This is a genomic window from Escherichia sp. R1, from assembly GCF_003000935.1.
GTDB classification, from domain to species: domain Bacteria; phylum Pseudomonadota; class Gammaproteobacteria; order Enterobacterales; family Enterobacteriaceae; genus Escherichia; species Escherichia coli.
The window spans coordinates 1-13487 of record NZ_PSRU01000020.1 but is presented as its reverse complement, the minus strand read 5'-3'; the positions used below and the strand labels follow the sequence as shown (position 1 = coordinate 13487).

Below are 13487 nucleotides of genomic sequence, written 5' to 3'. Positions count from 1 at the left end.
GAGGAGATAACAAGTGACACCGACCCTTTTAAGTGCTTTTTGGACTTACACCCTGATTACCGCCATGACGCCAGGACCGAACAATATTCTCGCCCTTAGCTCTGCTACGTCGCATGGATTTCGTCAAAGTACCCGTGTGCTGGCAGGGATGAGTCTGGGATTTTTGATTGTGATGTTACTGTGTGCGGGCATTTCATTTTCACTGGCAGTGATTGACCCGGCAGCGGTACACCTTTTGAGTTGGGCGGGGGCGGCATATATTGTCTGGCTGGCGTGGAAAATCGCCACCAGCCCAACAAAGGAAGACGGACTTCAGACAAAACCAATCAGTTTTTGGGCCAGCTTTGCTTTGCAGTTTGTGAACGTCAAAATCATTTTGTACGGTGTTACGGCACTGTCGACGTTTGTTCTGCCGCAAACACAGGCGCTAAGCTGGGTAGTTGGCGTCAGCGTTTTGCTGGCGATGATTGGGACGTTTGGCAATGTGTGCTGGGCGCTGGCGGGGCATCTGTTTCAGCAATTGTTTCGCCAGTATGGTCGCCAGTTAAATATCGTGCTTGCCCTGTTGCTGGTCTATTGCGCGGTACGCATTTTCTATTAACGAAAAAAAGCGGAAGAGGTCGCCCTCTTCCGCTTAGTAACTTGCTACTTAAGCCTTACAGGCTTTCAGTAAAGGTACGAGCGATAACGTCGCGCTGCTGTTCCGGAGTCAGAGAGTTAAAGCGAACTGCATAACCGGATACACGGATGGTCAGCTGCGGATATTTTTCCGGATGCTTAACTGCATCTTCCAGAGTTTCACGACGCAGAACGTTTACGTTCAGGTGTTGACCACCTTCAACGCGAACTTCTGGTTTCACTTCTACTGGAACTTCACGGTACTCAATGTCACCCAGTTTGCTTACTGCAACCACTTCATCTTCTGCATAACCTGCTTTTGCAACGATGCAACGCGCTTCGCCTTTTTCGCTGTCCAGCAGCCAGAAAGAGTTCAGCAGATCGTCGTTAGCGGCTTTAGTAATCTGGATACCTGTAATCATGTGATGCCTCCCCGGCAAAATTATTTGATTTGTTCAGCCTGTCGCGGCCAATTGGTAAAACCATTGTTGCTTGAGTGTATATATACTCCTCAAACACCCTTGAATCTTTGATTTAAATCAATAAAAACCACACATCAAGTATGGTTGCAAATGGATTTTATTGTTTTACATCAACTTATGCAGGTGTGAAATTTTACCAATTTACATTTTTTTGCACTCGTTTAAGTCTAAAAAATGAGCATGATTTTGTTCTGTAGAAAGAAGCAGTTAAGCTAGGCGGATTGAAGATTCGCGGGAGAGCGAGATGGCAAACGAATTAACCTGGCATGACGTGCTGGCTGAAGAGAAGCAACAACCCTATTTTCTTAATACCCTACAGACCGTCGCCAGCGAGCGGCAGTCCGGCGTCACTATCTATCCGCCACAAAAGGATGTCTTTAACGCGTTCCGCTTTACAGCGTTGGGTGACGTTAAAGTGGTGATTCTCGGCCAGGATCCTTATCACGGACCGGGACAGGCGCATGGTCTGGCATTTTCCGTTCGCCCCGGCATTGCGACACCGCCGTCACTGCTGAATATGTATAAAGAGCTGGAAAATACTATTCCCGGTTTCACCCGCCCTAATCATGGTTATCTTGAAAGCTGGGCGCGTCAGGGCGTTCTGCTACTCAATACTGTGTTGACGGTTCGCGCAGGTCAGGCACATTCCCACGCCAGCCTCGGCTGGGAGACCTTCACCGATAAAGTAATCAGCCTGATTAACCAGCACCGCGAAGGCGTGGTGTTTTTGTTGTGGGGCTCACATGCGCAAAAGAAAGGGGCGATTATTGATAAGCAACGCCATCACATACTGAAAGCGCCGCATCCATCACCGCTTTCTGCGCATCGTGGGTTCTTTGGCTGCAACCATTTTGTGCTGGCAAATCAGTGGCTGGAACAACGTGGCGAGAAACCGATTGACTGGATGCCAGTATTACTGGCAGAAAGTGAGTAAATTTGCAGGAAAACGCCGGATGGCAGCGTTGCCACCCGGCTGATTTATCAGGCTTTATTCTGACGCCACCATTCACCAAGCAAAACGCCGGTTGCAACAGAGATATTTAGCCCGGCAACGTTGCCAGTACCATCAATCTTCACGCGCAAATCGTTCGGATCGCGTGCGGCATCCGGTAACCCTTCATATTCCTGACCCAGCACCAGTACCATTTTCGCTGGCAGACTGGTTTTGAACAGCGGTTTCCCCTGCTCGCTGGAAGTGGTCACTACGGTGTAACCTGCCTGACGGAAATCATCCAGCACGTTAACAATGTTGTCGCCAGTAATCGGCTGAACGTGCTCTGCGCCGCCTTCTGCGGTACGGATAGCCGCCCCCGACTCCAGCAGTGCCGCATCCTGCACCACAACGCCTTTCACGCCGAAGTGCGCGCAGCTGCGCATCATGCCACCCAGGTTATGCGGGTTAGATTCGTTTTCCAGCGCCAGTACACAATCCTGCGCGCCTGCCTGGCTTACCCACTGCTGCACGGTTGTACCGTTACGCTTTTTGATCAGGAAGCAAACGCCGCCGTGATGTTCCGTGCCTGACGCTTTTGTCAGTTCCGCTTCATCTACCACATGGTACGCTTTGCGGTTTGCTGCCATCCAGCGCAAGGCTTCTTTAAAACGCGGCGTTACACTCTGGATAAACCAGGCGCGAACAATCGCTTCCGGACGGCTCTGGAACAGTGCCTGACAGGCATTTTCGCCGTAGACGCGGGTTTCTTCCGCACGCTGACGACGCAACACTTCCGGATCAATAAAACTTTTACCACTGATGCCACCGTGATCGGCCTTTTCCGGCGTCTCATCACCCGGCGCGCGGGAAACTGTGCGCCACGGCGACTCTTCCCACTTGCGGTCACGGGGCTGACTCTGTTTGTCATCGCGGGCGGGGCGACGGCCACCGTCAGCACGAGATTTTCCTGGACGCCCGCCCCCTTTCCCGGTACGCGGGTTGTGGGTACGTTTATCAGAATCATCATCACTGCGGACATACATCACTTTGACCTTGCCGCTTTTACCTTTCATTTCATCGTTCATGCTTTTCTCCACCAGCGCTGCGCGAAGCGCGCAGATTACCCGAAGTGCGCGCGGTTCGCCATGATTTCGTTCCAAAGCCTGTGTCTATCATACCCATTGAATAAAACAGATTGTTGTCTGGAACAATGTCCCCGATAATATGTAACATATTAGAAACATACCGGCGTCGTTGCCGATAAGTCTCCTTACTCATCCCGAGGTTAGTTATGAATACCGTTTGTACCCATTGTCAGGCCATCAATCGCATTCCCGACGATCGGATCGAAGATGCGGCAAAATGCGGACGCTGCGGTCACGACTTGTTTGACGGAGAGGTGATTAATGCGACCGGTGAAACGCTCGACAAATTGCTGAAAGATGATCTACCTGTGGTGATCGACTTCTGGGCGCCGTGGTGCGGCCCCTGCCGTAACTTCGCGCCAATTTTTGAAGATGTTGCGCAAGAGCGTAGCGGTAAAGTGCGCTTTGTGAAAGTGAATACCGAAGCTGAACGTGAATTGAGCAGCCGCTTTGGAATTCGTAGTATACCGACGATCATGATTTTCAAAAATGGTCAGGTTGTCGACATGCTTAATGGCGCAGTACCGAAAGCGCCGTTCGACAGCTGGCTGAACGAATCTCTTTAATCTTACCGGGGCGCATCTTGTGCCCCGTTTTCTCCTCTGCGACAATGGCGTTTTTTCGACGCTCTCTTATGACCGAAAACGCTGTTCTCCAGTTACGCGCCGAGCGTATTGCGCGTGCAACACGTCCTTTTCTTGCCCGCGGTAATCGCGTTCGTCGCTGCCAACGCTGTCTTTTGCCAGAGAAATTATGTCTCTGTTCGACAATTACCCCAGCACAAGCAAAAAGTCGCTTCTGTTTGCTGATGTTCGACACCGAGCCAATGAAGCCCAGTAATACCGGGCGTCTGATTGCTGATATTTTGCCTGATACCGTTGCGTTTCAATGGTCGCGTACCGAACCCTCGCAAGATTTGCTGGATCTGGTGCAAAACCCGGACTATCAGCCAATGGTGGTCTTTCCCGCTTCGTATGCTGATGAGCAACGGGAAGTGATCTTCACACCACCTGCCGGTAAGCCTCCGCTATTTATCATGCTCGATGGTACCTGGCCAGAAGCTCGCAAGATGTTTCGTAAAAGTCCGTATCTGGATAATCTTCCCGTCATTTCCGTCGATCTTTCTCGGCTTTCTGCCTATCGCCTGCGTGAAGCCCAGGCTGAAGGCCAATATTGTACTGCCGAGGTAGCCATCGCACTGTTAGATATGGCCGGCGATACCAGGGCGGCGACAGGGTTAGGCGAGCATTTTACCCGCTTTAAAACACGCTATCTGGCAGGAAAAACGCAACATCCGGGAAGCATCACAGCAGAACAGTTAGAAAGCGTTTAAAATCATTCGGTCACTTCTGCGGGAGACCGATATGAGTCAGCGAGGACTGGAAGCACTACTGCGACCAAAATCGATTGCGGTAATTGGCGCATCGATGAAACCCAATCGCGCAGGTTACCTGATGATGCGTAACCTGCTGGCGGGAGGCTTTAACGGACCGGTACTCCCGGTGACGCCAGCCTGGAAAGCGGTGTTGGGTGTGTTGGCCTGGCCGGATATTGCCCGCTTGCCCTTTACACCCGACCTTGCGGTTTTATGTACCAATGCCAGCCGTAATCTTGCTCTTCTGGAAGAGCTCGGCGAGAAAGGCTGTAAAACCTGCATTATTCTTTCCGCCCCGGCATCGCAACACGAAGATCTCCGCGCCTGCGCCCTGCGCCATAACATGCGCCTGCTAGGACCAAACAGTCTGGGCTTACTGGCTCCCTGGCAAGGTCTGAATGCCAGCTTTTCACCTGTGCCGATTAAACGCGGCAAGCTGGCGTTTATTTCGCAATCGGCTGCTGTCTCCAACACCATCCTCGACTGGGCGCAACAGCGTGAGATGGGCTTTTCCTACTTTATTGCGCTCGGCGACAGCCTGGATATCGACGTTGATGAATTGCTCGACTATTTGGCGCGCGACAGTAAAACCAGCGCCATCCTGCTCTATCTCGAACAGTTAAGCGACGCGCGACGCTTTGTTTCGGCAGCCCGTAGTGCCTCGCGCAATAAACCGATTTTGGTGATTAAAAGCGGACGTAGCCCGGCGGCTCAACGTCTGTTGAACACCACGGCAGGAATGGATCCGGCGTGGGATGCAGCTATTCAGCGTGCCGGTTTGTTGCGGGTACAGGACACCCACGAACTGTTTTCGGCGGTGGAAACCCTTAGCCATATGCGCCCGCTGCGTGGCGACCGGTTGATGATTATCAGCAACGGTGCTGCGCCTGCCGCGCTGGCGCTGGATGCCTTATGGTCACGCAATGGCAAGCTGGCAACGCTAAGCGAAGAAACCTGCCAGAAACTGAGCGATGCACTGCCAGGGCATGTGGCAATCTCTAACCCGCTCGATCTGCGCGATGACGCCAGCAGCGAGCATTATGTCAAAACGCTGGACATTCTGCTCCACAGCCAGGATTTTGATGCGCTGATGGTTATTCATTCGCCCAGCGCCGCTGCTCCCGCAACAGAAAGCGCACAAGTATTAATTGAAGCGGTAAAGCATCATCCCCGCAGCAAATATGTCTCTTTGCTGACGAACTGGTGCGGCGAGCACTCCTCGCAAGAGGCACGACGTTTATTCAGCGAAGCCGGGCTGCCGACCTACCGTACTCCGGAAGGAACCATCACTGCTTTTATGCATATGGTCGAGTACCGACGTAATCAGAAGCAACTACGCGAAACGCCGGCGTTGCCCAGCAATCTGACTTCCAATACCGCAGAAGCGCATCTTCTGTTGCAACAGGCGATTGCCGAAGGGGCTACGTCGCTCGATACCCATGAAGTTCAGCCCATCCTGCAAGCGTATGGTATGAATACTCTCCCTACCTGGATTGCCAGTGATAGCACCGAAGCGGTACATATTGCCAAACAGATTGGCTATCCGGTGGCACTGAAATTGCGCTCGCCGGATATTCCACATAAATCGGAAGTTCAGGGCGTCATGCTCTACCTACGTACAGCCAATGAAGTCCAGCAAGCGGCAAACGCTATTTTCGATCGCGTAAAAATGGCCTGGCCGCAGGCGCGGGTCCACGGCCTGTTGGTGCAAAGTATGGCTAACCGTGCTGGCGCTCAGGAGTTGCGGGTTGTGGTTGAGCACGATCCGGTTTTCGGGCCGTTAATCATGCTGGGTGAAGGCGGTGTGGAGTGGCGTCCTGAAGATCAAGCCGTCGTCGCACTGCCGCCGCTGAACATGAACCTGGCCCGCTATCTGGTTATTCAGGGGATCAAAAGTAAAAAGATTCGTGCACGCAGTGCGCTACGCCCATTGGATGTTGCAGGCTTGAGCCAGCTTCTGGTGCAGGTTTCCAACTTGATTGTCGATTGCCCGGAAATTCAGCGTCTGGATATTCATCCTTTGCTGGCTTCTGGCAGTGAATTTACCGCGCTGGATGTCACGCTGGATATCGCGCCGTTTGAAGGTGATAACGAGAGCCGGCTGGCTGTGCGCCCTTATCCGCATCAGCTGGAAGAATGGGTAGAATTGAAAAACGGTGAACGCTGCTTGTTCCGCCCGATTTTGCCAGAAGATGAGCCACAGCTTCAGCAATTCATTTCGCGAGTCACCAAAGAAGATCTTTATTACCGCTACTTTAGCGAGATCAACGAATTTACCCATGAAGATTTAGCCAACATGACGCAGATCGACTACGATCGGGAAATGGCATTTGTAGCGGTACGACGAATTGATCAAACGGAAGAGATCCTCGGCGTCACACGTGCGATCTCCGACCCTGATAACATCGATGCCGAATTTGCCGTGCTGGTTCGCTCGGATCTCAAAGGGTTAGGCTTAGGTCGACGCTTAATGGAAAAGTTGATTACCTATACGCGAGATCACGGACTACAACGTCTGAATGGTATTACGATGCCAAACAATCGTGGCATGGTGGCGCTGGCCCGCAAGCTCGGGTTTAACGTTGATATCCAGCTCGAAGAGGGGATCGTTGGGCTTACGCTAAATCTTGCCCAGCGCGAGGAATCATGAGTAAGGTACTGGAAATGTTGACCACTTAATCGGGACTGGTGTTATTATTGCCCGCTTATGTCGTCTGCATTGCACAGAGGACCCTTCAATGAACAGAGAAGAAATGCACTGTGATGTTGTCAAAATTTAAGCGTAATAAACATCAACAACACCTTGCCCAACTACCCAAGATTTCTCAATCAGTTGATGATGTCGATTTCTTTTACGCTCCCGCCGACTTCCGGGAGACGCTGCTGGAAAAAATAGCCAGCGCGAAGCAGCGCATTTGCATTGTTGCCCTGTATCTCGAACAGGATGACGGTGGCAAAGGCATTCTGAACGCGTTGTATGAGGCTAAAAGGCAGCGTCCGGAACTGGATGTGCGGGTGCTGGTCGACTGGCATCGTGCACAACGTGGACGCATTGGCGCTGCGGCATCTAACACTAACGCTGACTGGTACTGCCGCATGGCGCAGGAAAATCCGGGCGTAGATGTTCCGGCTTATGGCGTTCCAATCAATACCCGTGAAGCCCTTGGTGTTCTGCACTTTAAAGGCTTTATCATCGACGATAGCGTACTTTATAGCGGTGCCAGCCTGAACGATGTTTACCTGCATCAGCACGATAAATATCGCTACGACCGTTATCATCTGATCCGTAACCGTAAGATGTCAGACATTATGTTTGAATGGGTTACACAGAATATTATGAATGGCCGCGGCGTTAATCGTCTGGATGATGTTAATCGGCCAAAAAGCCCGGAAATCAAGAACGACATTCGCCTGTTCCGCCAGGAGCTGCGTGATGCCGCTTATCATTTCCAGGGCGATGCCGACAACGATCAGCTTTCCGTAACGCCGCTAGTGGGGCTGGGGAAATCGAGTCTGTTGAACAAGACCATTTTCCATCTTATGCCTTGTGCCGAGCAGAAACTAACCATCTGTACGCCATACTTCAACCTGCCAGCAATCCTTGTGCGCAATATTATCCAGTTGCTGCGCGAAGGGAAAAAGGTCGAAATTATTGTTGGTGATAAAACCGCGAATGACTTCTACATTCCGGAAGATGAACCTTTCAAGATAATTGGCGCATTGCCTTATCTCTATGAGATCAATCTGCGTCGTTTCCTGAGTCGTTTACAGTATTACGTCAACACTGACCAGTTAGTAGTTCGGTTATGGAAAGATGACGACAACACCTATCACCTGAAAGGGATGTGGGTTGATGATAAGTGGATGTTGATCACCGGTAATAACCTGAACCCGCGCGCCTGGCGTCTGGATCTGGAAAACGCCATTTTGATCCACGATCCGCAACTGGAGCTTGCGCCACAGCGAGAGAAAGAACTGGATCTGATCCGCGAGCATACCACCATCGTTAAGCACTACCGCGATCTGCAAAGTATTGCCGATTATCCGGTGAAGGTTCGTAAACTCATCCGCCGTTTGCGCCGTATCCGCATCGACCGATTAATTAGCCGCATCCTGTAATCACAACCCCGTCCTGTACGGGGTTTGTTTTTTGGAGGCCACGTTTTGCGTATTCTTTTTGTCTGTTCGCTATTGTTACTTTCTGGATGCAGCCATATGGCTAACGATAACTGGAGCGGGCAGGATAAAGCTCAACACTTTATCGCCTCGGCGATGCTTTCCGCCGCCGGAAATGAATATTCACAGCATCAGGGGATGAGCCGGGATCGCAGTGCCATGTTTGGATTGATGTTCTCTGTCAGTCTGGGGGCGTCAAAAGAGCTTTGGGATAGCCGCCCTGAGGGGAGCGGCTGGAGCTGGAAGGATTTTGCCTGGGATATCGCCGGTGCAAGCACCGGCTATACCGTCTGGCAACTGACCCGTCACTAAAGCCGCATCCCTTTTCCTTTACGGTGCAATGTTAGTGAAACCAGAAACGCCACCACGGCCATCAAGGTCACATACCAGAAGAAGGCTGTTTCCATTCCTATTGATTTCAGCGACAACGCTACGTACTCCGCCGAACCACCAAATATAGCATTGGCGACCGCATATGACAGACCAACGCCTAATGCGCGAACCTGTGCCGGGAACATCTCAGCCTTCAGTATTCCACTGATTGAAGTATAAAAACTCACTATCAGCAGGGCGCACATCACCAGACCAAAAGCGGCATAAGGCGAGGAAACGTTCTGCAATGCTGAGAGAATAGGAACGGTAAAAATGGTTGCCAGAGAACCGAAACATAACATTGAGGTACGGCGACCAATCTTATCCGACAGCGCGCCAATAAGTGGTTGAATAAGCATGAATACAAACAATGCGGCAGTCATAATGCCACTCGCCACGTTGGCATGCATTCCCGCAGTATTTACCAGATACTTCTGCATATAAGTGGTGAAGGTATAGAAACAAAGGGAGCCCGCAGCGGTAAAACCGAGAACCATGATGAATGCACGGCGATTGCGCCATAATCCTTTCAGAGATCCAGCTTCTTTTAAAGCGCGTGTTTCTTGTTGTGAAGTTTCATCTAACTGACGACGTAACCACAACGCCACAACAGCTAACACAGCCCCTAACGCGAAAGGAATACGCCATCCCCACTCTCTGAGTACAGCGTCTTCCATGGTGTGTTGTAAAACCACGACAACCAGTAGAGCTAGCAGTTGCCCGCCGATCAACGTCACATACTGAAATGATGCGTAAAAACCTTTGCGCCCTTCAACGGCAACTTCACTCATATAGGTGGCGCTGGTGCCATATTCTCCGCCAACGGATAATCCCTGGAATAAACGCGCGAGAAGCAATAATGCCGGAGCCCAGGTACCGATTGTTTCGTAGCCTGGCAAACAGGCGATAACCAGTGAGCCGAAACACATCATACACACCGATAACAGCATCGATTTTTTGCGACCATGTTTATCGGCTATGCGGCCAAACAGCCAACCGCCTATTGGGCGCATCAGAAATCCTGCAGCAAAAACACCTGCTGTTTGCAGTAGTTGAGTCGTCGTGTTCCCGGAAGGGAAGAAGATGTGGGCGAAGTAGAGTGAACAGAACGAGTAGACATAGAAATCGAACCACTCGACCAGATTACCTGAAGAGGCCCCAACAATTGCCTAAATGCGGCGACGAGTATCACTACTTGTCAGTTTGCTGTCTGCCGTTACAGTACTTTCAGCCATGCCATTATGTCTCCTGCCGTAATCCAATGCTTTTGTCGGTCGCTTTTGTTTATTTTTTGGTAAGAAAAAATGTTATACATTTGTTGCATATCATTATGCAACCTTAACCATGAATTTAGTTAGCAGGAAAATGGTTATTAAGGAGCTTAAGGATAGATTTCTGGTAAGGAGGAAGTATGGAAGTGGGCAATTTGGGGAAGACGTATTCGCTGTTGAATCTGGCTTATGTGGGAGCGTAGATACTGTTACGGCCAGCAAGTTTTTTCCTGGTCCAGTCTCCCGGATTGCAGGCATGCCAGACACAGCGCCGTCAGGCGCTGTTGTTTCATCCCTTCCGCGATTTTTACGCAGCTACCGGATTATGCCGTGACGCATCGAACGGCACGCCTGACTTCAGCACTCCATACGCCACCTGTGCCAGCTTGCGCATTATCGAGCCGAGAATCACCTTTCCTTTCTTGCCATTAGCTGCCAACGCCCGTCCCCACTCAGTCTTACTGGTGGCTACCATTGCAGGCATATACAACGGCCTGCGAAGCGACACATGTCCGGCTTTACTCAACCGGCTTGCCCCTCTCACACTACTGCCTGATTCATAACGCCGTGGTGTCAGACCCGCAAAAGCGGCGAACTGTCTGGCATGGGCAAAACGGTCCTTCAGACCATGTAAGCCAGCAATACCGCAGATGTTTTCTCTCCGATACCCGGGATGCTTTCCAGCAGTTTCCTGCGGTGTTTCATATCCGGATCATCGTCTGTCAGGTCTTTTATCTGCTTCTCAAGACGCTTCAGCTCTGCTTCAAGCCACAGAAGGTGAGCATCAATGCTCGGCCTCTGGACTTCCCGCGCCGTTTCAGTGCGATTCAGTTCCTGCCTGTGCATATCTGTCAGCGCCTGGTGGCGTACTACCAGGGCATGCAACGCGCGTTCAAGCGGGTGATGCGCTTCCCAGGCTGCAGGGCGCTTCTGACGACAGAACTCTGCCAGCATGCGGCATCCACGGTATCAGTCTTGTTACGCAGTCCTTCACTCTGAGCGAAAGCTTTACCCAGTGCAGGATTAATGACTGACACTATGTAGCCAGCATCGTAAAGGCACTCTGCGACAGGTTCCATATAGGTGCCGGTCGCTTCGATGCAGATATGCGCATGGTCAATCTTGTGACATTTCAGCCAACTCACCAGCTCATCGTGCCCTTTAGTGGTGTTAGCGAATTTTTTGGTGCGATGACGACCATCAGGACGCAACACATCGACATCCAGTTTCTCTTTAGCGGTGTCGATACCGATATAATGAAGTTCATGTTCCATAGTGAAACCAACCTTGCAAATACGGATTACCGGGAAAACCGGTCTATGATACTGTCCGGTTTATCACTTCGGGAGAAAGGCAGTCCGCCGCATAAATCTACCATGCAGGTTAGAACCCAAGGCCGGATACGGCATGCGGACTGCAGGCAGAGAAAACTGGCCGATTTTCTCTGCACTGGAGGGATAATACAAGGTCGGATAAGATGCGGCATGAACTGAACCCCAAAACCTGGACAGTTTCAGTTAACCGGCTTTTTGATACTCAGTCCGGTATTCTACCGGGCTGAGTCCCCCAAGACTGAGTTTTATTCTTTTTTGATTCCAGTAAGTTATGTATTCGTTAACGGCATTTTCCAGCTCTTCTACATTTCTGTAGTCCCGGCGATAGTACATTTCTTCTTTCAGGTGACCAAAGAAGTTCTCCATTACCGCATTATCAAGGCAGTTGCCCTTGCGCGACATGCTCTGCACTAACCCTCTGTCCGCCAGGGCGGACTGATAACTTTTTATCCGGTAATGCCATCCTTGATCACTGTGGAGCAGCGGTTTCTCCCCTTCAGCAAGGCTTTCCAGCCCCTTATTTAACATCCGCTTCACCAGCTCCTCTGTAGGCCTGCAGGCCGTTTCCCACGCCACGATTTCCCCGTTAAACAAATCAAGTATCGGGGACAGGTACAGTTTTTGTCCGCCAGCCCTGAATTCGGTGATATCTGTCACCCATTTCTCACAGGGAGCTTCCGCTTTGAACTGTCGCTGAAGGATATTTTCTGCAGCGAGTCCCATATTTCCCCGGTAAGACCGGTATTTCTTCAGGCGCACAGGAGACTTCAGGCCGAGCTGTTGCATCAGTTTTCTCACCGTTTTGCCACTGAACTTAAGACCTCTTTTCTGAAGCTCACAATGGATCCGCCGGTACCCATAACATCCCCGGTGTTCATGGAAGATGGAGGCTATGAGCTGTTTCACATCAGCATACTTGTCCTTAGCCTTCTGCAGTGACAGCTGGTAGTACAGCGTGCTTCTGGCCAGCCCTGCGGCCTTTAACAGGTCAGACTGGCAGTGTCCGTACCTCAGGCTCTGGATGACTTTCGTTTTTTCTCCAGCTCCTGGCGCTTTTTTTCCAGAAGATGCTCCTGCATGGCTTTCAGATATGCATTTTCTGCGCGAAGATAACGCAGCTCATTCTTCATCTCTTCCGGCGTCATGTTTGCCTCGTTTTCATGGGTATCATCAGAACGGGTCATGCTTTTCTCCTTCCTGCGCCTGATAAAGGCCTCATTACCAGATTTGCGGTAGCCTTTTATCCAGTTTTTAACCGTGTTGTGGCTGGGAATGTTAAACCGGGCAGCTACCCGGGGTAGAGACTCAGAATGCCCGAGAGCATAAAGAACCACGCAAAGTTTATCTTCAGGAGAATAGCTACGCTTGTGTCTGCAATCCAGTGCCGAGGACCGTGAAGAAGAAAAAGATTAATCCAGTGTGAGAGGCTGGTGTGAGAAAGTTGAAAGAGTTTTGCCGTAGAAATGATGCCTGCATGACCAGCCAGGTAATGATTTACAGCGGCAAGTTTTATTTCAAATGAATGTTTCATAAACTGCACCTTCAGATGTCAGATTATGTCCAACATTTGGGGTGCAGTTCAGCAGCGTCGCATCCGGCATTTATTCCGCACCAACGCAAAAAAGCCCAGTCTTCCGACTGGGCTCTTCGCTTAATTTGATGCCTGGCAGTTCCCTACTCTCGCATGGGGAGACCCCACACTACCATCGGCGCTACGGCGTTTCACTTCTGAGTTCGGCATGGGGTCAGGTGGGACCACCGCGCTAAGGCCGCCAGGCAA

The 13487-nt window shown here is 51.1% G+C and carries 9 protein-coding genes, 1 rRNA gene and 3 pseudogenes; 7 read left to right on the top strand and 6 right to left on the bottom strand.

Annotated elements, in window-relative coordinates; translation table 11 throughout:
- Positions 1 to 13: 13 nt before the first annotated feature.
- Positions 14 to 601, top strand: coding sequence for a cysteine/O-acetylserine transporter (eamB, locus tag C4F37_RS21345; RefSeq protein WP_000189208.1), 588 nt, complete (start codon positions 14 to 16; stop codon positions 599 to 601).
- 55 nt (positions 602 to 656) lie between these two features.
- On the opposite strand, the gene grcA is transcribed toward eamB, so the two are convergent.
- A complete protein-coding gene (gene grcA, locus C4F37_RS21340; protein WP_000627807.1) occupies positions 657 to 1040 on the bottom strand; it encodes an autonomous glycyl radical cofactor GrcA in 384 nt (127 codons plus the stop codon).
- A 304-nt stretch (positions 1041 to 1344) separates the two neighbouring features.
- Here grcA and ung point away from each other — a divergent pair, with 304 nt between their 5' ends.
- Positions 1345 to 2034 (top strand): uracil-DNA glycosylase, encoded by a 690-nt coding sequence (gene ung / locus C4F37_RS21335; protein WP_001539375.1) that lies wholly within the window; start codon positions 1345 to 1347, stop codon positions 2032 to 2034.
- A 47-nt stretch (positions 2035 to 2081) separates the two neighbouring features.
- On the opposite strand, the gene C4F37_RS21330 is transcribed toward ung, so the two are convergent.
- Positions 2082 to 3119 (bottom strand): tRNA/rRNA methyltransferase, encoded by a 1038-nt coding sequence (locus C4F37_RS21330; protein ID WP_000997418.1) that lies wholly within the window; start codon positions 3117 to 3119, stop codon positions 2082 to 2084.
- A 206-nt stretch (positions 3120 to 3325) separates the two neighbouring features.
- Here C4F37_RS21330 and trxC point away from each other — a divergent pair, with 206 nt between their 5' ends.
- From trxC to C4F37_RS21300, 5 genes are all read left to right on the top strand, one after another.
- Positions 3326 to 3745: a thioredoxin TrxC gene (trxC, locus tag C4F37_RS21320; protein WP_001098726.1), complete on the top strand. Its 420-nt coding sequence runs from the start codon at positions 3326 to 3328 to the stop codon at positions 3743 to 3745.
- Positions 3746 to 3813: 68 nt separating this feature from the next.
- Entirely contained in the window at positions 3814 to 4512 is a 699-nt protein-coding gene (tapT, locus tag C4F37_RS21315) for a tRNA-uridine aminocarboxypropyltransferase (RefSeq protein WP_001298618.1), read from the top strand.
- 31 nt (positions 4513 to 4543) lie between these two features.
- Entirely contained in the window at positions 4544 to 7204 is a 2661-nt protein-coding gene (patZ, locus tag C4F37_RS21310; RefSeq protein WP_000082939.1) for a peptidyl-lysine N-acetyltransferase PatZ, read from the top strand.
- A gap of 113 nt (positions 7205 to 7317) precedes the next feature.
- The gene (gene pssA / locus C4F37_RS21305; protein ID WP_106106715.1) at positions 7318 to 8673 is read left to right on the top strand and encodes a CDP-diacylglycerol--serine O-phosphatidyltransferase; all 1356 of its coding nucleotides are present in this window, start codon (positions 7318 to 7320) and stop codon (positions 8671 to 8673) included.
- Positions 8674 to 8718: 45 nt separating this feature from the next.
- Entirely contained in the window at positions 8719 to 9042 is a 324-nt protein-coding gene (locus C4F37_RS21300) for a YfiM family lipoprotein (RefSeq protein WP_001467872.1), read from the top strand.
- Here C4F37_RS21300 and kgtP read toward each other — a convergent pair.
- The 4 genes and pseudogenes from kgtP to rrf all read right to left on the bottom strand — a co-directional run bounded on the left by kgtP (position 9039) and on the right by rrf (position 13484).
- Positions 9039 to 10337 (bottom strand): annotated as a pseudogene (gene kgtP / locus C4F37_RS21295) (alpha-ketoglutarate permease). The gene C4F37_RS21300 and the pseudogene kgtP sit on opposite strands and share 4 nt — an antisense overlap.
- A 343-nt stretch (positions 10338 to 10680) precedes the next feature.
- Positions 10681 to 11647, bottom strand: a pseudogene (locus C4F37_RS21280) (IS110 family transposase).
- A gap of 243 nt (positions 11648 to 11890) precedes the next feature.
- Positions 11891 to 13238 (bottom strand): annotated as a pseudogene (locus tag C4F37_RS21270) (IS3-like element IS1397 family transposase).
- A gap of 130 nt (positions 13239 to 13368) precedes the next feature.
- Positions 13369 to 13484 (bottom strand): 5S ribosomal RNA (gene rrf, locus C4F37_RS21265).
- Positions 13485 to 13487: the final 3 nt, after the last annotated feature.